The following is a 26418-nucleotide window of genomic DNA, read 5'->3' as shown; positions in this document are numbered from 1 at the left end:
GCCCCTCAGCCGAAGAAGTTCCGTACGTGCTCCAGCCCGTCGACCAGAGCGTCGATCTCGGCCGGCGTGGAGTACAGGTAGAACGACGCTCGCGTGGTCGCAGGAATTCCGTACCGCAGGCAGACCGGACGGGCGCAGTGGTGACCCACCCGGACCGCGATGCCCTGCTCGTCGAGAACCTGGCCCACGTCGTGCGGGTGGATGTCGCCCAGCGTGAACGAGATCGCCGCGCCGCGGTCCTCGGCCGTGGTGGGGCCGATGATCCGCAGACCGGGGACGTCCGCGAGCCGCTTCACCGCGTACTCGGTGAGGGCGTGCTCGTGGGCGAGGATCTTGTCCATGCCGATCGACGAGAGGTAGTCGATCGCCGCGCCGAGACCGACCGCCTGCGCGATCGGCGGGGTGCCCGCCTCGAACTTGTGCGGCGCCGGCGCGTACGTCGACGAGTGCATCGACACGGTCTCGATCATCTCGCCGCCGCCGAGGAACGGCGGGAGGTCCTCGAGGAGTTCCTGGCGTCCCCACAGGACGCCGATGCCGGTCGGGCCGCACATCTTGTGGCCGGTGAAGGCCACGAAGTCGGCCTGGAGGGCCTGCACGTCGAGCGGCATGTGCGGGGCGGCCTGCGACGCGTCGATCAGGACCAGCGCGCCGACCTCCTGGGCGCGGCGCACTATCGCCTCGACCGGGTTCACGGTGCCCAGGATGTTCGACACCAGCACGAAGGAGACGATCTTCGTCTTCTCGGTGATGACCTCGTCGATGTTCGACAGGTCGAGACGGCCGTCGTCGGTGAGGCCGAACCACTTCAGCTTCGCGCCGGTGCGCTGCGAGAGCAGCTGCCACGGAACGATGTTGGAGTGGTGCTCCATCTCCGTGATGACGATCTCGGTCTCGTGGTCGACGCGGTAGGGCTCGTCGGCCCAGCCCAGCATGTTGGCCACGAGGTTGAGCGACTCGGAGGCGTTCTTGGTGAAGATCACCTCGTCGCGGCTCGGAGCGTTGATGAACGCGGCGACCTTGTCGCGCGCGCCCTCGTACAGCGCCGTGGCCTCCTCGGCGAGCACATGCACACCGCGGTGGACGTTGGCGTTGTAGCGCTCGTAGTACTCGTTCAGGGCGTCCAGTACCTGGCGCGGCTTCTGCGAGGTCGCCGCGTTGTCCAGGTACACGAGCTTCCTGCCGTCGTGGACCTGTCGGTCCAGGATGGGGAAGTCCTTGCGGATCGCCTCGGTGTCGAGGAGGCCCGGCAGCTGTGTCACGCGGATACGCCACCCTTCGCGTCGGCTGCGTCCTGCTTCGCGTAGGACTCGTAGCCCTCGTTCTCCAGCTTGTCCGCGAGCTCGGCGCCGCCGGACTCGACGATGCGGCCGCCGGAGAAGACGTGGACGAAGTCGGGCTTGATGTAGCGCAGGATGCGCGTGTAGTGGGTGATGAGCAGCGTGCCCACCTCGCCGGACTCGCGCACGCGGTTGACGCCCTCGGAGACGACGCGCAGGGCGTCGACGTCGAGGCCGGAGTCGGTCTCGTCGAGGATCGCGATCTTCGGCTTGAGCAGCTCCAGCTGAAGGATCTCGTGGCGCTTCTTCTCGCCGCCGGAGAAGCCCTCGTTGACGTTGCGCTCGGCGAAGGCCGGGTCCATGGAGAGACGCTCCATGGTCTCCTTGACCTCCTTCACCCACGTCCGCAGCTTGGGGGCCTCGCCGCGGACGGCGGTGGCGGAGGTGCGCAGGAAGTTGGAGACGGAGACGCCGGGGATCTCGACCGGGTACTGCATCGCCAGGAACAGGCCGGCGCGGGCGCGCTCGTCGACGGACATCTCCAGGACGTCCTCGCCGTCGAGCGTGACGGTGCCGCCGGTGATCGTGTACTTGGGGTGACCCGCGAGCGAGTAGGCGAGGGTCGACTTGCCCGAGCCGTTGGGGCCCATGATGGCGTGCGTCTCGCCCTGCTTCACGGTCAGGTCGACGCCCTTGAGGATCTCCTTCGTGGCGTTGTCGGCCTCGACGGTGACGTGCAGGTCGTGGATTTCAAGCGTTGCCATGGGTTCCTCAGGACTCCTGGTTGAGGGAGACGAGCACGTCGTCCCCTTCGATCTGTACGGGGTATACGGGGACGGGGCGCGTCGCGGGAAGGCCGGACGGCTTGCCGGTGCGGAGGTCGAAGGCGGAGCCGTGCAGCCAGCACTCGATCTGACAGTCCTCCACCTCGCCCTCGGAGAGCGAGACGTTCGCGTGCGAGCAGATGTCGTTGATCGCGAACACCTCCCCCTCGGTCTTCACGACCGAGACCGGCGTGCCGTCGAGTTCCACCCGCTTCGGGGTGTCCTCCTCCAGCTCGCTCAGCCCACAGGCGCGAACGAAGGTGCCGGGCATCAGAGCGACGCCTCCAGCTCCTCGTCGATCTTCGCGAGAAGGCGCTCTTCGATGTCGTCGACACCGATCTGCTGGACCAGTTCGGCGAAGAAGCCGCGGACCACCAGACGGCGGGCCTCGTCGGCCGGGATGCCGCGGGCCATCAGGTAGAAGAGCTGCTCGTCGTCGAAGCGGCCGGTCGCGGAGGCGTGGCCGGCGCCGACGATCTCACCGGTCTCGATCTCCAGGTTCGGCACGGAGTCGACCCGGGCGCCGTCGGTCAGAACCAGGTTGCGGTTCATCTCGTACGTGTCCGTGCCCTCGGCCTTGGCCTCGATGAGGACATCGCCGATCCACACCGCGTGGGCACCCTCGCCCTGCAGCGCGCCCTTGTACATGACGTTGGACTTGCAGTGCGGGGTGTTGTGGTCGACCAGGAGGCGGTGCTCCTGGTGCTGGCCGGCGTCGGTGAAGTAGAGGCCGAACAGCTCGGCCTCGCCGCCGGTGCCGGCGTAGGAGATCCGCGGGTGGAGCCGGACCAGGTCGCCGCCGAAGGTGAGCACGAAGGACTTGAAGGTCGCGTCCCGGCCGATGAGGGCGTTGTGCTGGCCCACGTGCACGGCACGGTCGTCCCAGTCCTGGACGGAGACGACCGTCAGCTTGGCACCGTCGCCGAGGATGTACTCGACGTTGGCGGCGAGCACCGCGTCACCGGTGTGGTCGATGACGACGACGGCCTCGGCGAAGGCTCCCAGCTCGACGACCTGGTGGCCGTAGGCGGTGCCGCCCTCACCGTGCACGACGATGCGGATCGGCTCGGTGAGGACCGTCTCCTTGGGGACGGTCACGACGGAGGCCTTGTCGAAGGACGCGTAGGCCTGCGCGGCCACCCGGTCCACGGGCGTGCCCGCCCTGCCGAGCCGCTCGTCGTCACGGCCGACGGTCTCCACGGTGACGCCGTCGGGGGTGCCGATGGCGACCTTGACGGCACCGTCGGTGGCGACCGCGGTGCCGTCGTGCAGCCCGCGCAGGCGCTCCAGCGGAGTGAACCGCCACTCCTCCTCGCGGCCGTGGGGGACGGGGAAGTCCGCCACGTCGAAGGACGGGGGCGCGCTCATGCGCGTGGCGACGGTCGACTCGGCGGCCACCGCGATCTGACCGGCGGTGGTGGATCCCACCGGGATGTTAAGGGCCTCAGCCATGGCTGTCGGTCTGCTCTCTTCCTACGTCGGGTTTCGCTGGCTGCTGATGGGCGGGCGGTCTAGCCGACCGAGCCCTCCATCTGCAGCTCGATCAGCCGGTTGAGTTCCAGGGCGTACTCCATGGGGAGCTCCTTGGCGATCGGCTCGACGAAGCCGCGCACGATCATCGCCATCGCCTCGAACTCCGTCAGACCACGGCTCATCAGGTAGAAGAGCTGGTCCTCGGAGACCTTGGAGACGGTCGCCTCGTGGCCCATGGACACGTCGTCCTCGCGGACGTCCACGTAGGGGTAGGTGTCCGAACGGGAGATGGTGTCGACGAGCAGCGCGTCGCACAGCACGTTCGACTTGGAGCCGTGAGCGCCCTCACCGATCTCGACGAGACCGCGGTAGGACGTACGGCCGCCACCGCGCGCCACCGACTTCGACACGATGTTCGACGACGTGTTCGGCGCCATGTGGACCATCTTCGAGCCGGCGTCCTGGTGCTGGCCCTCGCCCGCGAAGGCGATGGACAGGGTCTCGCCCTTGGCGTGCTCGCCCATCAGGTAGACGGCCGGGTACTTCATGGTGACCTTGGAGCCGATGTTGCCGTCGATCCACTCCATGGTCGCGCCCTCGTACGCCACGGCGCGCTTGGTGACCAGGTTGTAGACGTTGTTCGACCAGTTCTGGATGGTCGTGTAACGGCAGCGGGCGCCCTTCTTCACGATGATCTCGACCACCGCGGAGTGCAGGGAGTCCGACTTGTAGATCGGCGCCGTGCAGCCCTCGACGTAGTGGACGTAGGCGTCCTCGTCGACGATGATCAGCGTCCGCTCGAACTGGCCCATGTTCTCCGTGTTGATACGGAAGTAGGCCTGGAGCGGGATCTCGACGTGCACGCCCTTCGGCACGTAGATGAAGGAGCCGCCGGACCACACGGCCGTGTTCAGCGAGGCGAACTTGTTGTCACCGACCGGGATGACCGTGCCGAAGTACTCCTTGAAGAGCTCCGGGTGCTCCTTGAGAGCGGTGTCGGTGTCCAGGAAGATGACGCCCTGCTCCTCCAGGTCCTCGCGGATCTGGTGGTAGACGACCTCGGACTCGTACTGCGCGGCGACACCGGCGACGAGGCGCTGCTTCTCCGCCTCGGGGATGCCGAGCCTGTCGTACGTGTTCTTGATGTCCTCGGGCAGGTCCTCCCAGGACTCCGCCTGCTTCTCCGTGGAGCGCACGAAGTACTTGATGTTGTCGAAGTCGATGCCCGACAGGTCCGAGCCCCAGTTGGGCATGGGCTTCTTGTCGAACAGGCGCAGGCCCTTGAGGCGGAGCTTGGTCATCCACTCCGGCTCGCTCTTCTTCCCGGAGATGTCACGGACGACGTCCTCGTTGATGCCGCGCTTGGCAGAGGCGCCGGCCGTGTCGGAGTCGGCCCAGCCGTATTCGTACTTGCCCAGGCCCTCGAGTTCGGGGTGAGCAGTCTCCGTAGGGAGCGTCATGCGGGGTTCCTCCCGGCCGTGCTTGCAGATGCGTTGTGAGCTGTGTGGGAAATCTTGGGGATGAACGTCGTGCACACCCCGTCGCCGTGAGCGATGGTGGCCAGCCGCTGCACGTGTGTGCCGAGCAGCTGGGAGAAGAACTCCGTCTCCGCCTCGCACAGCTGCGGGAACCGCTCGGCGACATGAGCGACCGGGCAGTGGTGCTGGCAGAGCTGCTCCCCGACCGGTGCGCTGCGCGCCGTAGCAGCGTACCCGTCGGCGCTCAGGGCCCTGGCCAGGGCTTCGGTGCGCTCCTCGGGCGGCGCGGCCTCGATGACCTCGCGGTAGACCTCGGCCTGCGCGGCGATCCGGGCGCGGGCGAAGGACAGGATGGCCTCGTCCCCGCCCTCGCGCTCGGCGATCCAGCGCAGGGCGTCCTCGGCGAGCTTGTCGTAGGACTGGTCGAAGGCGTCCCGGCCGCAGTCGGTCAGGGCGAACACCTTGGCGGGCCGGCCGCGCGTACGCGCTCCGTAGACCCGCTGCTCGCGCGGTTGCACGACATCGTCGGCGACGAGCGCGTCGAGGTGACGGCGCACGGCGGCCGGGGTCAGCCCCAGCCTGCCCGCGAGATCGGTCACCGTCGACGGGCCGTGGTCCAGGATGGACCGCGCGACCCGGTTGCGCGTCGAGCGCTCTCCGGTCGCGAGCTCCTCCTGCGGGGCCCCCGTGGGGGTCTCCCGAGCCTCGCCAACGTATTTCACAACACCATTGTTGCGTAATTCCTCAGAGCCTGACAACCCGCCCCCTGCGCGGGGGACGGTGCGCTGCATCACTTAGGTATACCTAAGGTGACCTGCGTGAACGATCTTTGATCGATCAATTCGGTGGCGCCGTGACCGCCTCTCGGGGAGACTCCGGAACCATGTCGACACCCCCTCCGACCGGCCCACTCGTCACCCGGGACAGCATGGCCGCGGACCTGCGCACCCTCGGCGTACAGGCGGGCGAGACGCTGCTCGTGCACTCCTCGCTGAGTTCGCTCGGATGGGTCAACGGCGGGCCCGTCACCCTCGTCCAGGGACTGCTCGACGCGCTCGGTCCGGACGGGACTCTGGTGGTGCCGACGCAGTCCGGCGACCTCTCGGACCCGGCCCTGTGGAGCAATCCGCCGGTTCCCGAGGACTGGTGGCCCACCATCCGGGCGACCATGCCCGCCTACGACCCCCGGGTGACGCCCTCCCGCGGCGTCGGGGTGATCCCCGAGACCGTCCGGACCTGGCCCGGCGCCCTGCGCAGCGCCCACCCCGAGACCTCGTTCGCGGCATTGGGCCCGGGCGCGGCGCGGATCGTCGAGGGGCACGCCACCGACTGCCGGCTCGGCGAGCGCAGCCCGCTGGCGCGGCTGGAGGCCTGCGGCGCCCGCGTCCTCCTTCTCGGCGCGGGCTACGACACGTGCACCACCTTCCACCTGGCCGAGTACCGGGTGCCCTCCCCCGTCGTCGAGATCGGACGCCCGTCGGCCGAGGGCTGGCGGACCGTGCGCGAGGTGTCGATCACCTCCGAGCTCTTCGCGGAGCTGGGCGCCGACTTCGAACGCGACCGTCCGGTCGTCCGGGGCGCCGTGGGCGCGGCCACCGCACGGCTGTTCCCGGTGGCCGACGCGGTGGCGTACGCGGAGCGGTGGCTCCCGCTGCACCGGCCCCGGGACCTGTACGTCGAGGTGGGCTCCGCCCCCGGCGGTTCCGGGTCGCGGCGGCGTCCCTAGACTTGCGCCTCATGCGAAGCGAGCCCGTGGTCCAGGTCCAGGCCCTGGTGAAGCGGTACGGAACGAAGACCGCGGTGGACGGCCTCGACCTGGTGGCCACGGCGGGCGTCACCGCCGTACTCGGACCCAACGGCGCCGGCAAGACGACCACGGTCGAGACCTGCGAGGGGTACCGGAAGCCGGACTCCGGCACGGTACGCGTCCTCGGCCTCGACCCGGTCCGGCAGTCCGGGCAGCTGCACACCCGCATCGGCGTGATGCTCCAGTCCGGCGGCGTCTACTCGGGCGCCCGCGCCGACGAGATGCTCCGCCACGTCGCGAAACTGCACGCCCACCCGCTGGACGTGGACGCGCTCATCGAGCGACTCGGCCTGGAGGGCTGCGGGCGGACGACGTACCGGCGGCTGTCGGGCGGCCAGCAGCAGCGCCTCGCCCTCGCCATGGCGGTCGTGGGGCGGCCCGAGCTGGTCTTCCTCGACGAGCCCACCGCGGGCCTCGACCCGCAGGCCCGCCGCGCCACCTGGGACCTCGTGCGCGACCTGCGGTCGGACGGCGTCTCCGTCATCCTCACCACGCACTACATGGACGAGGCCGAGCAGCTCGCCGACGACGTCGCGATCATCGACGCCGGCAAGGTCATCGCCCAGGGCTCGCCCGAGGCGCTGTGCCGCGGCGGCGCCGAGAACACCCTGCGCTTCAGCGGCCGGCCCGGACTCGACGTGGGCTCCCTGCTCAAGGCCCTCCCGGCGGACTGCACGGCGGCCGAGCTGACCCCGGGCGCCTACCGGATCGGCGGCAAGGTCGACCCCCAGCTGCTGGCGACGGTGACGTCCTGGTGCGCCCAGCACGGCGTGATGCCGGAGAAGATCTCCGTCGAACGCCACACCCTGGAAGACGTCTTCCTGGAGATGACCGGCAAGGAGCTGCGCTCATGACCACCGCCGGGACGTACACCCCGAAGCCGGGGGCCTCACCGCTGCCCCGGATGATCGGCGCGCAGGCCGCGCTGGAGACGAAGATGCTGCTGCGCAACGGCGAGCAGCTCCTCCTGACGGTCGTCATCCCGACCCTGCTGCTCGTGCTGTTCAGCACGGTCGACATCGTCGACACCGGCGCGGGCGAGGCGGTCGACTTCCTCACCCCCGGCATCCTGGCGCTCGCCGTGATGTCCACCGCGTTCACCGGACAGGCGATCGCCACGGGCTTCGAGCGGCGCTACGGCGTGCTGAAGCGGCTGGCGGCCTCCCCGCTCCCCCGCTGGGGCCTGATGACCGCGAAGACGGCTGCGGTACTGGTCACGGAGATCCTCCAGGTGATCCTGCTGACCGTGATCGCCTTCGCGCTGGGCTGGTCACCGCACGGCAACCCGCTCGCCGTGCTCCTCCTGCTGGTCCTCGGCACGGCGGCCTTCTCGGGCCTCGGGCTGCTGATGGCGGGCACCCTCAGGGCCGAGGCGACGCTCGCCGCGGCCAACCTGGTGTTCCTGCTGTTCCTGGTGGGCGGCGGGGTGATCGTGCCGATGGACAAGTTCCCGGCCGGCGTCCAGGACGTACTGGGCCTGCTGCCCATCTCGGCCCTGTCCGACGGGCTGCGGGACGTGCTCCAGCACGGTGCCTCGATGCCCTGGGCCGACCTCGGGATCCTCGCCGTGTGGGGAGTCGTGGGGCTCGGCGCGGCCGGGAAGTTCTTCCGCTGGGAGTAATCGGGTGGACTCCGGTGAACCGGACCCTCGTGAAAGCGTGCACAAGCGGCCCCCTACGATGGTGCGCGTGCCGAACCTGACCCGAGCCGACGCCCTCAGCGCGGTGCGCAACCCGCTCGCCCTCATCGCCGACCGCTGGACCCCGACGACCCGCACGGTGCGGCGCGCGGCGCTCGCCGCGCTCGTGATGTCGGTCGTCATCGTGGTCACCGGCGGTGCCGTCCGGCTCACCGGCTCCGGCCTCGGCTGCCCGACCTGGCCCAAGTGCACCGACGACTCGCTCACGGCGACCAGTGCGATGGGCTTTCACGGCGCCATCGAGTTCGGCAACCGCATGCTGACGTACGTGCTGTGCGCGGCCGTCGGGTGGGCGATCATCGCCGCCCGTTCGCAGAAGCCGTGGCGGCGCGGCCTGACCCGGCTCGGCTGGGCACAGTTCTGGATCGTCATGAGCAACGCGGTGCTCGGCGGCATCGTCGTCCTGGTCGGCCTGAACCCCTACACGGTCGCCGCCCACTTCCTGCTGTCCACCGCGCTGATCACCGTCGCCGCGCTCATGTGGCAGCGCACCCGCGAGGGCGACGGGGAACCCCGTCCGCTGGTCGGCAAGTCGGTGCAGCAGCTCGTGTGGTTCCTGGTCGTCGCGGCCGTCCTGCTGATCGCGGTCGGCACGGTCGTCACCGGTGCGGGCCCGCACGCGGGCGACTCCAGCGAGGTCGACCGGATGCACGTGACCTGGGAGAACGTCGCCAAGCTGCACTCCGTGCTGGCGTGGATCGTGGTGACCCTGACGTTCGCGCTCTGGTTCGTCCTCAAGGCGGTCGACGCGCCCAGCGGCCCCCTGCACCGCACCCGGGACCTGTTCCTGATCCTGCTCTCCCAGGGGATCATCGGCTACGTGCAGTACTTCACCGATCTGCCCGAGGCCCTGGTCGCCCTCCACATGCTCGGCTCCTGCCTGGTGTGGATCGGGGTCATGCGTGTCCTGCTGGCCCTGCGCGAACGCCCGGAGATCGTGGCGGACGTCCCGGGTCCGGCGACGGAATCGGCCCTCACGCGCGCGTAGCGGTGTCGTAGGCCGCCACCAGCGAGTCGATCGCGGGCCCCAGGTAGCTTCTCGTGCGTTCGGCCCGGCGGCGCGTCCAGGCCGGGGTGGTCGGCGCGGGCTCCCCGTAGCGGCGTGCCGTGATGTCGTCGACGAGGTCGCGCGGCGCCCCGAGTCCGGGGAGCAGGTCGAGTGCTTCCCGCTTGGTGATCAGCCGCCCCTCCCGCAGCGTGGCCGTCGCCCGCGCGTGCGTGATCGTGCCCAGGTCGACCCACACGTCCTGCCGCCACAGCCGGGCCTTGTCCACGGCGGGACGCCAGAACTCCTTCTGGTCCCCGACGACGAAGGCCCGCAGCTCGCGCCCGGAAACGGGCGGCAGCAGTCCCTCCGGCGGCGCGCCGTGCAGGACGCGGCCGAAGGTATGCAGCTCGCAGCGGGTGACCGGCGTGACCGGCCGCCTCATCGGGCCGTCGTGCGCCCAGGTCAGGTGCGACCGCTCGGCATCGGCCGCCGTCGCGGGTGTCAGATAGCTGCAGTGCAGTTTGCGGGCCAGTGGCTCCGCCCGGAGCCGGCGGTGCAGTCCGACCAGTGCGCGGGCGGTGGGCAGCCGGAAGGGGTCCTCCGCCAGTACGGCGATGAGATCGAGGTCGCTGCGCCCCTCGCGGTAGTCGCCGCCGGCCAGTGAGCCGTGCGCCCAGACGGCGACCGGGGCCAGGGCCCCCAGCCCGTCGAGGAAACGGTCGAGCAGCCGGGCCGTGGCGTCATCGGTCATCCGCACAGTCTGGGCCCGGGCGGTACTCCGGTGAAGGGCGCCCTTCACCGGAGTACCGCTGCTTCCGGGCTTCTGGGTCACTCCACCGCGTACACCCGCCGGGCGTTCCCCGCCGCGATCAGGCCCGCGACGCGCTGGGCGTCGGCCAGCGACCAGGCCCCCTCCGCGACCCAGGTGCCGAGGACCCGGGCGAGTGCCTCGCGGAAGAGGCGGGCGCCGATGACGTGGAGTTCGGGCAGGCCGTGGGCTCCGCTGGAGAAGAGCAGCTTGCCGAAGGGGGCCAGCTCCAGGATCTCGGCGAGGACCGCCGCCGCCCGCGCTCCGGTGCGGACCAGGGCGGCGCCCAGATCGGCGTAGACGTGCGGGAAGACCCCGGCGAGGTGCGCCGCGTGCCGGTGGTACGGGTAACCGTGCAGCAGGACCAGGTCGGTGCCGAGTCCCGCGGTGGCGCGGGCGAAGTCGGTGAGCAGGACGGGGTCGGTGCGGTCGATGCGCAGGCCGGGCTCGCCGAGCCCGGCGTGCAGTTGCAGCGGCAGGCCCGAGGCGACCGCGATCCACAGCAGATGCCGCAGCAGGACGGGATCGGAGAGCGGGCCGCCCACCCGGCGGCCGGCCAGCCAGCGGCCCGCCGCCCCCCGGACCTCGCCGGGCCCCGGTGGTTCGGGCGCGAGCGCCAGACCGTGCCGCACCCCGGCGACCGAGGTGAAGGCGACGGCGTTGGCGGCGGCTCCGTGGACTGACTCGGCGAGGTTGGCGAGGAAGGACTCGACGGTTCCGGACGTGTCGGCGACCTGTTCGGCGAGCAGCTCGAGGCGAACGATCTCGTGCGCCCCGGCCGCTCCGGTGGAGGCCATCTCGCCCGGGCCGGTCAGGTCGCCGGGCAGTCCGGTGTCGACGAGATACGTGGTGATGCCGCTGCCGCGCAGCAGTCTGCGGCCCGATTCGAGCACACCGAGTTCGCGACGCCGCGCCAGATAGCGGGCGGGCGTGCAGTGCGGCTCCAGACCGAGCAGGGGCGGGCACCAGCGGCGTACGGCGAAGCCGGTCTGGGTGTCGAAGAAGGTGGTGCCGGGGGCCGGGGGCCCCTCGGTTCTGGCGAGGTGGGCCTCGAACGTGCCGAGGCCCAGCTCCGTCCGCAGTACGCCGTGGCAGTACTGGTCCACCAGGGACGGCGTTTCGATCATCCGGACTCCCCGCGACTGGACCGTTCCTTTTCAGGTCCTAACGGGTGAAGCGGGTGTCAGGTGTTGGCCGCGCACACCCCGTGCGAACAGCCGACGTCTGTCGGCCGTCCGTGCGACGGGTGACGGGTCAGCCGTTGGAGGGTCCGCCGAGCTGGATGCCGGCCATGCGCTTCCACTCGTACGGGCCGGTCCTCACCTTGGCCGCGAACTCCCCGTCGAACGTCTCGTGCACGGTGACGCCGGCCTTCTTCACGGCGTCCTCGGCGACGGCGACGCTCGGCGCCACGAGGTCGCCCCAGCCGCCGTCCTCGCCGACGAGCACGATGCGGGCGCCGCGCTCGCCGATGTACGCGATCTGCGCCTCGGTCCCGCCGTGCGCCTTGGCGAAGGCGTCGATCTCGCGTCCGAGCCGGGTGGCCACCCGCTCGGCCTTGCGGTCCTGGGCGGTGCCGGGGGTCTCGTCGATCTGCTCGGTGTCTGCCATGAGCAGGATGCTACCGACGGGTAGATCAAACGGCGACGGGCGGGGTGCGTGGCCTTGGCCACGGGCACCCCGCCCGTCGGACGAAGAAGGCGTCTAGCGGAGGAAGGGGTCCACCGCGACGGCGACGAAGAGGATCGACACATAGGTGATCGACCAGTGGAAGAGCCGCATCTCCTTGAGCTTGCCGCCCGCGACCTCGGCCTTGGCCCGGTTCTGCAGACCGTGGGCCTCCCACAGCCAGAACCCGCCCGCGCCGAGGGCGACGACGGTGTAGAACCAGCCGGTGTAGCCGAGCGGGGTGAGCAGCAGCGAGACCGCGACCATCACCCAGCTGTAGATGACGATCTGGCGGGCGACGACCTTGTTGCTGGCGACGACCGGCAGCATCGGGACGCCCACGCGCGCGTAGTCGTCCTTCACCTTCATGGACAGCGGCCAGTAGTGCGGCGGCGTCCAGAAGAACATGACGAGGAAGAGGATGACCGGCGCCCAGGACAGGGAGTCGGTGACCGACGACCAGCCGATGAGCACCGGCAGGCAGCCGGCGATGCCGCCCCACACGATGTTCTGCGACGTACGGCGCTTGAGGATCATCGTGTAGACGACGACGTAGAAGAGGAGCGCTCCGAGCGACAGCCAGGCGGACAGCCAGTTGACGGTCAGGCCGAACAGCAGCGTCGAGACGACGGCCAGCGAAAGGCCGAAGGCCAGGCACTCGCGGGGGCTCACCATGCCGGTGACCAGCGGGCGCTGCGAGGTCCGCTCCATGAGCGCGTCGATGTCGCGGTCGATGTACATGTTGAGCGCGTTGGCGCCGCCCGCGGAGAGGTAGCCGCCGAGGCAGGTGAGGAGCACCAGCTTCAGGTCGGGTACACCCTGCTGGGCCAAGAACATCACTGGAACGGTGGTGATCAGCAGCAGTTCGATGATCCGCGGCTTGGTCAGCGCCACGAACGCCTTGACACGGGCCCCGAATGGCCGCTGACCCCGGCTGCTGCTCGTCCCGAGAACACCCGGTGGACGGGATTCGACGGCCGTCACGCACACCCCTGACAGAGACATCCCAGCAAGCCCCCGGGTGTGAACTCCCCGTAAAGGCTCGCGCGTACCACGCCACTGTAGACGTTGCCCAGACCCCGGCATTCGCGGGGGTGGGCTCGTGTTTGGGAGGTGCCGCTGGAAGAGCCCGCCGCCACTCGATTGAGCACTCGGACGAGCGGCTCCGTATTCACGTGTCGAACACGGAACGGCCCAGTCGGGAGGCGGATCCCGAAGAGTCCCGGCAGTCTGGAATGACTCGAAAAAACGCACGTACTTACGGGGGTAGGCTCGACAACGGCCGGGGCGCCCAGTGCACCGGCAATTCGACATGTGTGACATGTGGAGAGGAGCCCTGACCCAGGGTGAGCACCAAGCCGACCACCACAGACCTCGAGTGGACCGCATTGGACCAGCGGGCTGTCGACACCGCCCGCGTCCTGGCCGCCGATGCCGTACAGAAGGTCGGAAACGGCCATCCCGGTACGGCCATGAGCCTCGCGCCCGTCGCGTACACCCTCTTCCAGAAGGTGATGCGGCATGACCCGGCGGACCCCGACTGGGTGGGGCGCGACCGCTTCGTGCTGTCCGCGGGCCACTCGTCGCTGACCCTCTACACCCAGCTCTACCTCGCCGGGTTCGGCCTGGAGCTGGCGGACCTCGAGGCCTTCCGGACCTGGGGCAGCAGGACGCCCGGTCACCCGGAGTACGGGCACACCCCCGGGGTGGAGACCACGACCGGTCCCCTCGGCCAGGGTGTGGCCAACGCCGTGGGCATGGCGATGGCCTCCCGCTACGAGCGCGGCCTGTTCGACCCGGAGACCGCGCAGGGCGAGTCACCGTTCGACCACTTCATCTACGCCATCGCCGGTGACGGCTGCCTCCAGGAGGGCATCTCCGCGGAGGCGTCCTCCATGGCGGGGCACCAGCAGCTCGGCAATCTGATCCTGCTGTGGGACGACAACCACATCTCGATCGAGGGCGACACGGAGACCGCGGTCTCCGAGGACACCGTCAAGCGCTACGAGGCGTACGGCTGGCACGTCCAGCGGGTCGCCCCGAAGCCGGACGGCGACCTCGACCCGAACGCCCTCTACGACGCCATCGAGGCCGCGAAGAAGGTGACGGACCGGCCGTCGTTCATCGCGATGCGCTCGATCATCGCCTGGCCCGCGCCGAACGCGCAGAACACCGAGGCCGCGCACGGCTCGGCGCTCGGCGACGACGAGGTCGCGGCCACCAAGCGCGTCCTCGGCTTCGACCCGGAGAAGTCCTTCGACGTCGCCGACGAGGTCCTCGCGCACACGCGCCAGGCGCTCGACCGCGGCCGCGAGGCCCGTGCCGAGTGGGAGAAGGGCTACGCCGCCTGGCGCACCGCCAGCCCGGAGCGCGCCGCCGAGTACGACCGCATCGCCGCGACCGAGCTGCCCGCCGGCTGGCAGGAGCACCTCCCCACGTTCGAGACGGGCAAGAGCGTCGCCACCCGTGCCGCGTCCGGCAAGGTGCTCCAGGCCCTCGGCCCGGTCATCCCCGAGCTGTGGGGCGGCTCCGCCGACCTGGCCGGCTCGAACAACACCACGATCGACAAGAACAGCTCGTTCCTCCCGGCGGACAACCCGCTCCCGGAGGCCGACCCGTACGGCCGCACGATCCACTTCGGCATCCGCGAGCACTCCATGGCCGCGGAGATGAACGGCATCACGCTGCACGGCAACACGCGTGTCTACGGCGGCACCTTCCTGGTGTTCTCCGACTACATGCGCAACTCGGTCCGCCTGTCGGCCCTCATGCACCTGCCGGTGACGTACGTGTGGACGCACGACTCGATCGGCCTCGGTGAGGACGGCCCGACGCACCAGCCGGTCGAGCACCTCGCCTCGCTGCGCGCCATCCCGGGCCTGAACGTCGTCCGTCCCGCGGACGCGAACGAGACGACGATCGCCTGGCGCGAGATCCTGAAGCGGTACACGAAGGTGTACGGCAAGGGTGCCCCGCACGGTCTGGCGCTGACCCGTCAGGGCGTGCCGACGTATGACGCGAACGAGGACGCCGCCAAGGGCGGATACGTGCTGTTCGAGGCCGAGGGCGGCACGCCGGAGGTCATCCTCATCGGCACCGGCTCCGAGGTGCACGTGGCCGTCGAGGCGCGTGAGCGGCTCCAGGCCGCGGGCATCCCCACGCGGGTCGTGTCCATGCCGTGCGTGGAGTGGTTCGACGAGCAGGACCAGGGGTACCGGGACAGCGTCCTGCCGCCGTCGGTGAAGGCGCGCGTCTCGGTGGAGGCCGGTATCGGTCTCACCTGGCACCGCTTCGTCGGGGACGCCGGACGGATTGTTTCGCTGGAGCACTTCGGCGCTTCGGCCGACGCCAAGACGCTGTTCGCCGAGTTCGGCTTCACTGCCGAGCACGTCGCCGACGCCGCCCGTGAATCGATCGCAGCAGCCCAGCGCTGACGCCGACATACGACACGTAGGAGATGCAATTTCCATGACAGACGCACTCAAGCGCCTCTCCGAGGAAGGCGTCGCGATCTGGCTGGACGACCTGTCCCGCAAGCGGATCACGTCCGGCAACCTCGCGGAACTGATCGACCAGCAGCACGTCGTGGGCGTCACCACCAACCCGTCGATCTTCCAGAAGGCGATCTCCCAGGGCGACGGCTACGACCAGCAGCTGTCCGACCTCGCGGCCCGCAAGGTCACCGTCGAGGAAGCCATCCGCATGATCACGACGGCGGACGTCCGCGACGCCGCCGACATCCTGCGGCCCGTCTTCGACGCGACGGGCGGCCAGGACGGCCGGGTCTCGATCGAGGTCGACCCGCGCCTGGCGCACAACACGCACGCGACCGTCGCCGAGGCCAAGCAGCTGGCCTGGCTGGTGGACCGCCCCAACACGCTCATCAAGATCCCGGCCACCCGGGCGGGTCTGCCGGCGATCACCGAGGTCATCGGCCTCGGTATCAGCGTCAACGTGACGCTGATCTTCTCGCTGGCGCGCTACCGCGAGGTCATGGACGCCTACCTCGCCGGCCTGGAGAAGGCCAAGGAGCGCGGGCTCGACCTCTCGAAGATCCACTCCGTGGCGTCCTTCTTCGTGTCCCGCGTGGACACCGAGATCGACAAGCGGCTCGACGCCCTCGGCACCCCCGAGGCGAAGGCCGCCCGCGGCAAGGCGGGCCTGGCGAACGCCCGGCTCGCCTACGAGGCGTACGAGGAGGTCTTCTCCTCGGACCGCTGGTCCGCCCTGGACAAGGCGCAGGCCAACAAGCAGCGTCCGCTGTGGGCCTCGACCGGCGTCAAGGACCCGGCGTACAAGGACACCCTGTACGTCGACGACCTGGTCGCGCCGAACACCGTGAACACCATGCCGGAGGCCACCCTGGAGGCCACCGACGACCACGGGCAGATCACCGGCAACACCGTCGCCGGCACGTACGACCAGTCCCGCGCCGAGATCGAGGCGGTCGAGAAGCTCGGCATCGCCTACGACGACGTGGTCCAGCTCCTCGAGGACGAGGGCGTCGAGAAGTTCGAGGCGGCCTGGAACGACCTGCTCAAGTCGACCGAGGCGGAACTCAAGCGCCTCGCCCCTTCGGAGGGCTGAAACCTTGTCGAGCAGCAACCCGCTGCGTGACCCCGCAGACCGACGGCTCCCGCGTATCGCGGGGCCGTCGGGCCTGGTCATCTTCGGCGTCACGGGCGATTTGTCACGTAAAAAGCTGATGCCCGCGGTCTATGACCTCGCCAACCGGGGTCTGCTGCCGCCGGGCTTCTCCCTCGTCGGCTTCGCCCGGCGCGAGTGGGCCAACGAGGACTTCGCGCAGGAGGTCCACGACGCGGTCAAGGAGCACGCGCGTACGCCGTTCCGCGAGGAGGTCTGGCAGCAGCTCGTGCAGGGCATGCGCTTCGTCCAGGGCACCTTCGACGACGACGAGGCCTTCGACCGGCTGCGCTCCACCATCGACGAGCTGGACAAGGCACAGGGCACGGGCGGCAACTTCGCCTTCTACCTGTCGGTGCCGCCGTCCGCGTTCCCGGTGGTCATCAAGCAGCTGAAGAAGCACAAGCTGGCCGAGCAGTCGAACGGCTCCTGGCGCCGCGCGGTCATCGAGAAGCCCTTCGGCCACGACCTGAAGTCGGCCGAGGAACTCAACGCGATCGTGCACGAGGTCTTCGCGCCGGACCAGGTCTTCCGTATCGACCACTACCTCGGCAAGGAGACCGTCCAGAACATCCTGGCGCTCCGCTTCGCCAACACCATGTTCGAACCGATCTGGAACCGGTCCTTCGTCGACCACGTGCAGATCACCATGGCCGAGGACATCGGCATCGGCGGCCGGGCCGGGTACTACGACGGCATCGGCGCCGCCCGTGACGTCATCCAGAACCACCTCCTCCAGCTGATGGCGCTGACCGCCATGGAGGAGCCCGCCTCCTTCGACGCGGACGCGCTCGCCGCGGAGAAGACCAAGGTGCTCGGCGCCGCCAAGCTGCCCAAGGACCTGGGCAAGGACACGGTCCGCGGCCAGTACGCGGCCGGCTGGCAGGGTGGCGAGAAGGTCGTCGGCTACCTCCAGGAAGACGGGATCGACCCCAAGTCGAAGACCGACACCTTCGCCGCGATCAAGGTCGAGGTGGACAACCGCCGCTGGGCGGGCGTCCCCTTCTACCTGCGCACCGGCAAGCGTCTCGGCCGCCGCGTCACCGAGATCGCGGTCGTCTTCCAGCGCGCCCCGCACTCCCCCTTCGACCACACGGCGACCGAGGAACTGGGCCAGAACGCGATCGTCTTCCGCGTCCAGCCCGACGAGGGCGTCACGGTCCGCTTCGGCTCCAAGGTGCCCGGCACCTCCATGGAGATCCGGGACGTCTCGATGGACTTCGCCTACGGCGAGTCGTTCACCGAGTCCAGCCCGGAGGCGTACGAACGGCTGATCCTCGACGTCCTGCTCGGCGACTCGAACCTCTTCCCGCGCACCGAGGAGGTCGAGCTGTCCTGGAAGATCCTCGACCCGATCGAGCAGTACTGGGACAAGCACGGCAAGCCCGCGCAGTACGCGTCGGGCACCTGGGGGCCCGTCGAGGCGGACGAAATGCTCGAGCGAGACGGACGGAGCTGGCGTCGCCCATGAAGACCGATCTCACCGACACCACGGCCAGCAAGGTCAACAAGGCGCTGGTGCTCGGCCGCCGCGCCATCGGCACCCCGGCCGTCGGCATGGTGCTCACCCTCGTCATCGTCACCGACGAGGAGAACGCCTACGACGCCCTGAGGGCCGCCAACGAGGCCTCGCGCGAGCACCCCTCGCGCACCCTCGTGGTCATCAAGCGTGTCTCCCGCTCGCCCCGCGACCGCACGAAGTCCCGGCTCGACGCCGAGGTGCGGCTCGGCGCCGAGGCGGGCACCGGCGAGACGGTGGTGCTGCGCCTCTACGGCGAGGTGATCAACCACGCCCAGTCGGTCGTCCTGCCGCTGCTGCTGCCGGACGCGCCCGTCGTCGTCTGGTGGCCGGTGAACGCGCCGCTCGACCCGGCGAAGGACCCGCTCGGCGCGCTCGCCCAGCGCCGCGTGACCGACACCTACGCCGCCGAGGCCCCGGTCCGCGAGCTCAACGCCCGCGCCGACGCCTACGCCCCCGGCGACACCGACCTGTCGTGGACCCGCATCACGCCCTGGCGTTCGATGCTGGCCGCGGCCCTGGACCAGGTCGTGTGCGACGTGGCCGCGGTCGAGGTGGAGGGCGAGGAGTTCAACCCGAGCTGCGAGCTGCTGGCGATGTGGCTCGCGGACCGGCTCGACGTCCCGGTCAAGCGCTCGCTGTCCGCCGGCCCGGGCCTCACCGCGGTGCGGATGGAGACGAGCTGCGGCCCGATCGTCCTGGACCGCGCGGACGGCTCCCTCGCCACCCTCTCCATCGAGGGCCAGCCCGACCGTGCGGTGGCGCTCAAGCGCCGCGAGACGGCCGAGCTGATGGCGGAGGAACTGCGCCGCCTCGACCCGGACGACACCTACGCCTCGGCGCTGCGCTACGGCGTGGACCGGCTCAACGCGGAGGCCGAGGCCGCCGAGGAGAACTCCTCGGGCGGGACGGGCACGGCCACGAAGACGGCTCCGGCCGCCAAGAAGTCCGCCGCGGCTCCGGCGAAGAAGGCCACCTCGTCGTCCGCGGCCAAGAAGGCGACGTCGGGCTCCACTGCGAAGAAGTCCCCCGCCAAGAAGGCTCCGGCGAAGAAGGCGGCCGCCGAGTGAACACTCCGCAGCTCGTCGTCCACCGCACCAAGGAACTGATGGCCCAGGCCGCGGCGGCCCGGCTGATCACGAAGATCGTGGACGCGCAGGCCTCGCGCGGCTACGCCTCGATCGTGCTCACCGGCGGACGCAACGGCAACGGCCTCCTCGCCGCGCTCGCCTCCCAGCCGGCCCGCGACGCCGTCGACTGGGGACGCCTCGACCTGTGGTGGGGCGACGAGCGCTATCTCCCCGAGGGCGACCCCGAGCGCAATGACACGCAGGCGCGCGCGGCCCTCCTCGACGCGGTTCCGCTGGACGCGGCACGGGTCCACCCGATGCCCACGTCCGACGGTCCGCACGGCGACGACGTCGAGGCGGCGGCGGAGGCGTACGCGGCCGAGCTGGCCAAGGCGGCAGGACCGGAGAACCACGGCACGGTGCCGGAGTTCGACGTCCTGATGCTCGGTGTCGGCCCGGACACCCACGTCGCCTCGCTCTTCCCCGAGCTGCCCGCGGTGCGGGAGACGGAGCGGACGGTGGTCGGTGTGCACGGCGCGCCCAAGCCGCCGCCGACCCGGATCTCGCTGACCCTGCCCGCGATCCGCTCCGCCCGCGAGGTGTGGCTGCTCGCGGCGGGTGAGGACAAGGCGGAGGCGGCCGCCATCGCCCTGTCCGGCGCGGGTGAGATCCAGGCCCCGGCTGCGGGCGCCCAGGGCCGTTCCCGCACCCTGTGGCTGCTGGACTCGGCGGCGGCCTCCCAGCTGCCGCGCTCCCTGTACCCGCCGGCCTCCGCCTGACCGGTACGAACGCCGAACGCCGGAGAAGCCGAGATTCCAGGCTTCTCCGGCGTTCGGCATTCCGGCGTCCGGGGGCGGCGGAGCAGCCCCGGTCGGGTCCCGGACGATCACCCTCGTACAGGCAGGGGCGCACGGGCAGCGGGCGGACTCCCACCGCCCGCTTCCCGCGTCCTGTGGCAGCCGGCGGGCTCAACGCCCGCGCAGCTCCCGGTACGTGGCGACCAGGGCCGTCGTCGACTCGTCGAGTCCCGGCACCTCGGCGCCCTCCGTGAGGGCGGGTTCGATGCGCTTGGCGAGGACCTTGCCGAGTTCGACGCCCCACTGGTCGAAGGAGTCGATGTTCCAGACCGCTCCCTGGACGAACACCTTGTGCTCGTACAGGGCGATCAACTGGCCCAGCACGGACGGCGTCAGCTCGGCGGCGAGGATCGTGGTGGTGGGGTGGTCGCCGCGGAACGTCTTGTGCGCGACCAGTTCCTCCGGCACCCCTTCCGCACGGACCTCCTCGGGCGTCTTGCCGAATGCCAGCGCCTGGGTCTGCGCGAAGAAGTTCGCCATCAACAGGTCGTGCTGCCCCTTGAGCGTCTCGCTCAGCTCACCCACCGGGTTCGCGAACCCGATGAAGTCCGCCGGGATCAGCTTCGTGCCCTGATGGATCAACTGGTAGTACGCGTGCTGACCGTTCGTCCCCGGCGTCCCCCACACCACCGGACCCGTCTGCCAGTCCACCGGCCGGCCCTCACGGTCCACCGACTTGCCGTTGGACTCCATGTCCAACTGCTGCAGATACGCCGTGAACCGGGAGAGGTAGTGCGAGTACGGCAGCACCGCGTGCGACTGCGCGTCGTGGAAGTTCCCGTACCAGATCCCCAACAGGCCCATCAGAAGCGGCGCGTTGGCCTCGGCCGGAGCATTACGGAAGTGCTCGTCGACCAGATGGAAACCGTCCAGCATCTCCCGGAACCGGTCCGCACCGATCGCGATCATCAACGACAGGCCGATCGCCGAGTCGAACGAGTACCGGCCCCCCACCCAGTCCCAGAACTCGAACATGTTGTCCGTGTCGATACCGAAGTCGGCGACCTTGCCGCCGTTCGTCGACAACGCCACGAAGTGCCGGGCGACCGCTTCCTGACCCGCCTTCAGGCCCTCCAGCAGCCACTCCCGCGCCGACGTCGCGTTCGTGATCGTCTCGATCGTCGTGAACGTCTTCGACGCGATGACGAACAGCGTCTCCGCCGGATCCAGACCCTGCAGCGCCTCGTGCAGGTCCGCGCCGTCCACGTTCGACACGAACCGCACCGTCAAGGACCGGTCCGTGAACGGACGCAGCACCTCGTACGCCATCGCCGGACCCAGGTCCGAACCGCCGATGCCGATGTTCACGATGTTCTTGATCCGCCGGCCGGTGTGTCCGGTCCACTCACCCGACCGCACCCGCCCCGCGAACCCGGCCATCTTGTCCAGGACCGCGTGCACGCGGGGGACGACGTTCTCCCCGTCGACCTCCACGACCGCGTCCGCCGGCGCCCGCAACGCGGTGTGCAGCACCGCCCGGTCCTCCGTCGTGTTGATCCTCTCGCCCCGGAACATCGCGTCCCGCAGCCCGAACACATCGGTCGCGGCGGCCAGCTCGCGCAGCAGGTCCAGCGTCCGGTCGTCGACCAGATGCTTGGAGTAGTCGATGTGCAGGTCGCCGACCCGGAGCGTGTAGCCGGAGCCGCGACCGGGGTCCGCGGCGAACAGGTCCCGCAGGTGGGTGCCCGCGAGGTCCTCGCGGTGTTTGGCGAGAGCGGTCCACTCGGGTGTCTGGTTGAGCCGGGAACGGCTGTCTGCGTTCATCTGGGACTTCCGCCTTCTTTCCTGCGTGTGCGCTTGCCTGCCTTGCCCCGCTGCCGGTTCCAACCTAATTGATCAGGACTGGACGTGAGCTGTCGTCACGCCGTCCTCCGGCTCAACAACAGATACGTCCCGCTGGACCGCGGGTATCAGCGAGACGACGGCGAGAGCGAAGAGAGCGGCCGCGAACAGCGCCGGTCCGTTCAGTCCGCAGACGGTCGCGGCGGCGCCGCCGAGCAGGGCACCGAGCGGGGCGCCCGAGGTCGAGGCGGTGCGGAACGCCGAGCTGACGCGCCCCACCATGTCGGCGGGGCTGCGCTGCTGCATCAGCGTGACCTGGTTGACGTTCCACACCATGTTCATCAGGCCGAGCAGCGCCATGGCCACGACGAGGGCACCCAGCTCACGGACCGTGCCCATGACCATGAGCGAGGCCGTCTGCACGGTTCCGCCCAGCAGCAGGGCGCGGACCCGCCCGAACCGGCGGGCGAGACGCTGGGCGACGAGACCGCCGCAGAGACTGCCCGCCGAGTACGCCGTCATCGCCGCCGCGTATCCCGCGTTCCCCGCGTGCAGCCAGCGCGTCACGTGCAGGACCAGGGTGCCGATGAGCGCGCCCATGCCGATGTTGCACAGCAGGGTGGCCGTGCAGGTCGCCCGGAGGACCCGGTCTCCCCACAGGGTGCGCAGGCCCTCGCCCACCTCCTTGCGCAGCGTGCTGCCGCCCGGGCGCGGCGCGCGCTTCGGCCCCTGGACGCGCAGGGAGGCGACCAGCGCTGCCGCGAGCAGGTAGGAGGCGGCGTCGGCCGCGAACGGCAGGGCTGCTCCGGCGGTCAGCAGCAGCGGCACCAGGGGGCTCGCGATCAGGCCGCCGGCGAGCTGCTGCCCGGTCATCAGCCGTGCGTTGGCGCTGCCGAGCGCGGCGCGGTCGACCAGGGACGGGAGCAGAGCGGTGGACGCGTTGTCGAAGAGGGTCTGGAGGGTCGTCAGGGTGAAGGCGAGGGCGATGAGCAGCCCGATCGACGCGTGCCCGAATCCGACGGCCAGGGCGAAAGCGGCGACCAGCACTGCGCGCACGGTGTCCACGGCCCACATGGCGCGCCGCTGGTCCACCCGGTCGGCGAGCGCCCCGCCGAGCAGCCCGAACAGCAGCCACGGCAGATAGCCGCAGGCCGTGACGGAGGCGATGACGAACGGATCGTCACTGAGCCCGACCGCGATCAGCGGCAGGGCGGCCGTGCGCAGGGCGTCCCCGAAGCGCGACACCACGGCCGCGCTCCACAGCCGCCCGAAGCCCCCGCGCCACGCGGGTGCCCCCACCCCCGTCATCTCCGCCGCCGTCACAACGCCCCCTTTGGTCCGGCCACTTCACGAACCGTAGGGGGCGGCACTGACAACCGGGTCCCACCTGGGGATTCGGGCATGCCGAGGGCCGGCGACGGGGCGGGGCCCCGGCCGGCGAGCCGTCGGAAACGGCTCCGGCCAGGCACCTGGGTGCCCGGCCGGTTCTGAACTCCTAGATCTCGCCCCGCAGTTTGGCGAGCGCCTCGGCGAGGATCGCCTCGCCGTCCGCGTCGCTGCGCCGCTCCCGTACGTACGCGAGGTGCGTCTTGTACGGCTCGGTGCGCGGCGGGTCCGGCGGGTTGTCCCGGTCCTGTCCTGCGGGGAAGCCGCAGCGCGGGCAGTCCCAGGTGTCGGGGACCTGCGCGTCGCTGGCGAAGCTGGGCTGCGTCTCGTGCCCGTTGGAGCACCAGAAGGAGATGCGCAGCCGTGGCGCGGACTCGCCGCGCTCGGCCTCGCCCATCGGCCCCGCCCCGACCCGGCTTCCTCGGATCGCGTTGCCACTTGCCACGGTCGTAACTCCCTGCGTGATGGTGCCGCGAAGCGAGTCGGCGTGACGCTTCGCTGCGAGCGCCTCAGTCTACGTAAGGCCCAACGCGCGTCCAGTGATTGGCGTTACATCCCCACCCCTAGACGCAAGCCCCATGATAGGCGGCGCTTGGGGGCGCGTACCGGACATGGGGCCTTACGTGCGGAATGTGCTTGCGTTATGTGCAGTTGTGCTGCGTACCGATGTCGGCGGGCGATCAGTTGTTGATCTTCATGAGGACGCCGAGCACGACGATGCACGCGAACCAGAGCACGCCGAGCACCACGGTGATGCGGTCGAGGTTGCGCTCGGCGACCGAGGAACCACCGACGGACGACTGCATGCCGCCACCGAACATGTCGGAGAGGCCGCCGCCCTTTCCCTTGTGCATCAGCACGAGCAGCATCAGCAGCAGGCTGAAGACGATCAGGGCGATCGAGAACCCCAAAACCACGGCTGGACCAACTTCCTCGGAACTGGATGGACGACGGGGGCCCGGTGCCAGGGCACCAGACCCCCGCAAGGGTACGACGAATCGCCGCTACCGCATACTTACTGGTCGCGGAACCGGGCGATCTTGACGAACTCGTCGGCGTCGAGCGACGCGCCACCGACCAGAGCGCCGTCGATGTCGGGCTTCGCCATGATCTCGGCGACGTTCCCGGACTTCACCGAGCCGCCGTACTGGATGCGGACCTTGTCGGCCAGCTCCTGGGAGTACAGCTCGGCCAGCTTGGCGCGGATCGCGGCGCAGACCTCCTGGGCGTCGTCGGCGCCGCAGACCTTGCCGGTGCCGATGGCCCAGACGGGCTCGTACGCGATCACGACGGACTCGGCCTGCTCGGCCGGGAGGTCCTTGAGACCGCCCTCGACCTGCGCCAGCGTGTGGGCGACGTGGTTGCCCGCCTCGCGGACGTCCAGCTCCTCGCCGACGCACAGGATCGGGGTCAGACCGTGCTTGTACGCGGCCTTGACCTTGGCGTTGACGAGCTCGTCGGTCTCGGCGTGGTACTGGCGGCGCTCGGAGTGGCCGATGGCCACGTACGTGCACTTCAGCTTGGCCAGCATCGAGCCGGAGATCTCGCCGGTGTAGGCACCGGAGTCGTGCGCCGAGATGTCCTGGGCGCCGTACTTGATCTTGAGCTTGTCGCCGTCGACCAGGGTCTGCACGGAGCGCAGGTCGGTGAAGGGCGGCAGAACGGCGACCTCGCAGGCCTCGTAGTCCTTGTCCGCCAGGGCGAAGGCGAGCTTCTGGACGTGCGCGATGGCCTCGAGGTGGTTGAGGTTCATCTTCCAGTTGCCCGCCATCAGCGGCGTGCGCGTGCTCATGTAGGTCAGTCCTCCAGTGCGGCGAGGCCGGGGAGCGTCTTGCCCTCGAGGTATTCGAGGGAGGCGCCGCCACCGGTCGAGATGTGGCCGAATGCGTTTTCGTCGAAGCCGAGGGTGCGCACCGCGGCGGCGGAGTCTCCGCCGCCGACGACGGTGAAGCCCTTGGAGTCGACGAGGGCCTGGGCGACCGCCTTGGTGCCCTCGGCGTAGTCGGGGTGCTCGAAGACGCCCATGGGGCCGTTCCAGAACACGGTCTCGGCGTCGGCGAGCTTGGCTGCGTAGAGGGCACCGGTCTTCGGGCCGATGTCCAAGCCGAGCTGACCCGCGGGCATCTTGTCCGCGTCGACGGCGGTGTGCTCGGTGGACGCCTTGGCCTTGAGGTCCGGGAATCCGGGGGTGACGACGACGTCGACCGGGAGCACCAGCTCGACGCCCGTCTTCTCGGCGCGCTCCATGTACTCGGTGACGGCCGGGATCTGGTCCTCCTGCAGCAGGGAGGTGCCGACCTCGTAGCCCTTGGCCTTGAGGAAGGTGAAGGCCATGCCGCCGCCGATCAGGATGCGGTCGGCCTTGCCGAGGAGCTGGTCGATGACGGCGAGCTTGTCGGAGACCTTGGAGCCTCCGAGCGCGACGACGTACGGCCGCGCGACGTCCTCGGTGAGCTTCTTCAGGACGCCGACCTCGGTGGCGATGAGGTAGCCGGCGTAGTGCGGCAGGCGGGCCGGGAGGTCGTACACGGAGGCGTGCTTGCGGTGCACGGCGCCGAAGCCGTCACCCACGTAGACGTCGACCAGGGCCGCGAGCCGGTCGGCGAACTCGCCTCGCTCGGTGTCGTCCTTGGACGTCTCGCCGGGGTTGAAGCGGAGGTTCTCGATGACCGCGACCTGACCGGGCTCCAGGCCGTTCACGGCGTCGTGGGCGGCGGGGCCGACCGTGTCCTGCGCGAACGCGACGGGCGCGCCGAGCAGTTCACCGAGGCGCTCGGCGGGCTGCAGCAGGGAGAACGCCGGGTCCGGGGCGCCCTTGGGGCGGCCCAGGTGCGAGGCCACGATCACCTTGGCGCCCGCGTCGGCGAGCGCCTTGACGGTGGGGAGGACGGCGCGGATGCGGCCGTCGTCGGTGATGACTCCGTCGGCCAGCGGCACGTTGAGGTCGGCGCGGACGAAGACCCGCTTTCCGTCCACGCCCTCGGCCAGAAGTTCGTCGATCGTCTTCATGAAAGGTCTCCTAGGAAGGCTCTTCGGATCCGGGAGGGCGGATCGATCAGTACGTGGCACAGGGCCCGGACAGCGCGGCTCTGCGCTGCCCGGGCCCTGTCTCACATCGAGGTGCCTGCTCCGGGA

25 protein-coding genes are annotated in these 26418 nt (G+C 70.1%); 9 read left to right on the top strand and 16 right to left on the bottom strand.

Translation table 11 applies throughout. From position 1 onward, the window contains the following. Positions 1-5: 5 nt before the first annotated feature. Genes ABZT74_RS24975 through ABZT74_RS24950 form a run of 6 tightly spaced genes read right to left on the bottom strand, consistent with a single transcriptional unit; the run spans position 6 to position 5777 of the window. On the bottom strand, positions 6-1262 hold the full coding sequence (locus ABZT74_RS24975) for a cysteine desulfurase (protein WP_355876403.1): 1257 nt from the start codon (positions 1260-1262) through the stop codon (positions 6-8). Next, entirely contained in the window at positions 1259-2044 is a 786-nt protein-coding gene (gene sufC / locus ABZT74_RS24970; protein ID WP_355876400.1) for a Fe-S cluster assembly ATPase SufC, read from the bottom strand. The genes ABZT74_RS24975 and sufC overlap by 4 nt, the downstream gene beginning before the upstream one ends. A gap of 7 nt (positions 2045-2051) precedes the next feature. Continuing rightward, complete coding sequence (locus ABZT74_RS24965) at positions 2052-2375, bottom strand: bifunctional 3-phenylpropionate/cinnamic acid dioxygenase ferredoxin subunit (protein ID WP_355876397.1); 324 nt, start codon at positions 2373-2375, stop codon at positions 2052-2054. Continuing rightward, entirely contained in the window at positions 2375-3556 is a 1182-nt protein-coding gene (gene sufD / locus ABZT74_RS24960) for a Fe-S cluster assembly protein SufD (protein ID WP_356178015.1), read from the bottom strand. Before sufD ends, ABZT74_RS24965 begins: the two co-directional genes overlap by 1 nt. Before the next feature lie 59 nt (positions 3557-3615). After that, the gene (gene sufB / locus ABZT74_RS24955) at positions 3616-5037 is read right to left on the bottom strand and encodes a Fe-S cluster assembly protein SufB (protein WP_355876391.1); all 1422 of its coding nucleotides are present in this window, start codon (positions 5035-5037) and stop codon (positions 3616-3618) included. Then, positions 5034-5777, bottom strand: a complete 744-nt coding sequence (locus tag ABZT74_RS24950) for a metalloregulator ArsR/SmtB family transcription factor (RefSeq protein ID WP_164370424.1) — start codon at positions 5775-5777, stop codon at positions 5034-5036. Before ABZT74_RS24950 ends, sufB begins: the two co-directional genes overlap by 4 nt. A 161-nt stretch (positions 5778-5938) precedes the next feature. On the opposite strand from ABZT74_RS24950, the gene ABZT74_RS24945 reads away from it, so the two are divergent. From ABZT74_RS24945 to ABZT74_RS24930, 4 genes are read left to right on the top strand one after another with little or no spacing between them, the layout of a single operon-like run. After that, complete coding sequence (locus ABZT74_RS24945; RefSeq protein WP_356438231.1) at positions 5939-6781, top strand: AAC(3) family N-acetyltransferase; 843 nt, start codon at positions 5939-5941, stop codon at positions 6779-6781. A gap of 11 nt (positions 6782-6792) precedes the next feature. Then, on the top strand, positions 6793-7716 hold the full coding sequence (locus tag ABZT74_RS24940) for an ABC transporter ATP-binding protein (protein ID WP_356178019.1): 924 nt from the start codon (positions 6793-6795) through the stop codon (positions 7714-7716). Next, entirely contained in the window at positions 7713-8483 is a 771-nt protein-coding gene (locus ABZT74_RS24935; RefSeq protein ID WP_356438228.1) for an ABC transporter permease, read from the top strand. Before ABZT74_RS24940 ends, ABZT74_RS24935 begins: the two co-directional genes overlap by 4 nt. Positions 8484-8541: 58 nt before the next feature. Next, positions 8542-9549, top strand: coding sequence for a COX15/CtaA family protein (locus ABZT74_RS24930; protein WP_356438225.1), 1008 nt, complete (start codon positions 8542-8544; stop codon positions 9547-9549). Here the strand turns inward: ABZT74_RS24930 and ABZT74_RS24925 are convergent. The 4 genes from ABZT74_RS24925 to ABZT74_RS24910 form a co-directional block, all read right to left on the bottom strand. After that, positions 9536-10300 (bottom strand): nucleotidyltransferase domain-containing protein, encoded by a 765-nt coding sequence (locus tag ABZT74_RS24925; protein WP_356438222.1) that lies wholly within the window; start codon positions 10298-10300, stop codon positions 9536-9538. The two genes, ABZT74_RS24930 and ABZT74_RS24925, sit on opposite strands and share 14 nt — an antisense overlap. Before the next feature lie 77 nt (positions 10301-10377). Beyond that, a complete protein-coding gene (locus ABZT74_RS24920; protein WP_355876373.1) occupies positions 10378-11484 on the bottom strand; it encodes an amidohydrolase family protein in 1107 nt (368 codons plus the stop codon). A gap of 127 nt (positions 11485-11611) precedes the next feature. Beyond that, on the bottom strand, positions 11612-11968 hold the full coding sequence (locus ABZT74_RS24915; protein WP_355876370.1) for a hypothetical protein: 357 nt from the start codon (positions 11966-11968) through the stop codon (positions 11612-11614). Between the two features lie 93 nt (positions 11969-12061). Next, positions 12062-13015: a heme o synthase gene (locus ABZT74_RS24910; RefSeq protein ID WP_355876756.1), complete on the bottom strand. Its 954-nt coding sequence runs from the start codon at positions 13013-13015 to the stop codon at positions 12062-12064. Between the two features lie 356 nt (positions 13016-13371). Between ABZT74_RS24910 and tkt the strand changes: the two genes are divergently transcribed. The 5 genes from tkt to pgl are packed head-to-tail and all read left to right on the top strand — an operon-like array spanning position 13372 to position 20037. After that, positions 13372-15459: a transketolase gene (tkt, locus tag ABZT74_RS24905; protein WP_356438218.1), complete on the top strand. Its 2088-nt coding sequence runs from the start codon at positions 13372-13374 to the stop codon at positions 15457-15459. A gap of 34 nt (positions 15460-15493) precedes the next feature. Continuing rightward, entirely contained in the window at positions 15494-16612 is a 1119-nt protein-coding gene (gene tal, locus ABZT74_RS24900) for a transaldolase (RefSeq protein ID WP_356178030.1), read from the top strand. A gap of 4 nt (positions 16613-16616) precedes the next feature. Beyond that, entirely contained in the window at positions 16617-18140 is a 1524-nt protein-coding gene (zwf, locus tag ABZT74_RS24895) for a glucose-6-phosphate dehydrogenase (protein WP_356178031.1), read from the top strand. Then, on the top strand, positions 18137-19258 hold the full coding sequence (opcA, locus tag ABZT74_RS24890) for a glucose-6-phosphate dehydrogenase assembly protein OpcA (RefSeq protein WP_355876358.1): 1122 nt from the start codon (positions 18137-18139) through the stop codon (positions 19256-19258). Before zwf ends, opcA begins: the two co-directional genes overlap by 4 nt. Continuing rightward, complete coding sequence (gene pgl, locus ABZT74_RS24885; protein WP_356438213.1) at positions 19255-20037, top strand: 6-phosphogluconolactonase; 783 nt, start codon at positions 19255-19257, stop codon at positions 20035-20037. The genes opcA and pgl overlap by 4 nt, the downstream gene beginning before the upstream one ends. A 189-nt stretch (positions 20038-20226) precedes the next feature. Here the strand turns inward: pgl and pgi are convergent, their stop codons facing one another. From pgi to ABZT74_RS24855, 6 genes are all read right to left on the bottom strand, one after another. Next, positions 20227-21879, bottom strand: a complete 1653-nt coding sequence (gene pgi / locus ABZT74_RS24880) for a glucose-6-phosphate isomerase (protein WP_356438209.1) — start codon at positions 21877-21879, stop codon at positions 20227-20229. A gap of 72 nt (positions 21880-21951) precedes the next feature. Further along, positions 21952-23205 carry an MFS transporter gene (locus ABZT74_RS24875; RefSeq protein WP_356438341.1) on the bottom strand — a complete coding sequence of 418 codons (1254 nt, stop codon included), beginning with the start codon at positions 23203-23205 and terminating at the stop codon, positions 21952-21954. A gap of 187 nt (positions 23206-23392) precedes the next feature. Continuing rightward, positions 23393-23728, bottom strand: coding sequence for an RNA polymerase-binding protein RbpA (locus ABZT74_RS24870; protein ID WP_003957010.1), 336 nt, complete (start codon positions 23726-23728; stop codon positions 23393-23395). Positions 23729-23963: 235 nt separating this feature from the next. Then, positions 23964-24200 (bottom strand): preprotein translocase subunit SecG, encoded by a 237-nt coding sequence (gene secG, locus ABZT74_RS24865; protein ID WP_107482916.1) that lies wholly within the window; start codon positions 24198-24200, stop codon positions 23964-23966. Positions 24201-24298: 98 nt separating this feature from the next. After that, positions 24299-25075, bottom strand: coding sequence for a triose-phosphate isomerase (tpiA, locus tag ABZT74_RS24860; protein ID WP_355869689.1), 777 nt, complete (start codon positions 25073-25075; stop codon positions 24299-24301). A 5-nt stretch (positions 25076-25080) separates the two neighbouring features. Continuing rightward, positions 25081-26292 carry a phosphoglycerate kinase gene (locus ABZT74_RS24855; RefSeq protein ID WP_356438206.1) on the bottom strand — a complete coding sequence of 404 codons (1212 nt, stop codon included), beginning with the start codon at positions 26290-26292 and terminating at the stop codon, positions 25081-25083. Positions 26293-26418 lie beyond the last annotated feature (126 nt).

Origin of the sequence: Streptomyces sp. NPDC005302 (genome assembly GCF_040607345.1) — a bacterium.
Lineage (GTDB): Bacteria > Actinomycetota > Actinomycetes > Streptomycetales > Streptomycetaceae > Streptomyces.
The sequence above is the reverse complement of the archived record's forward strand: the minus strand, read 5'-3'. Positions and strand labels throughout refer to the sequence as shown.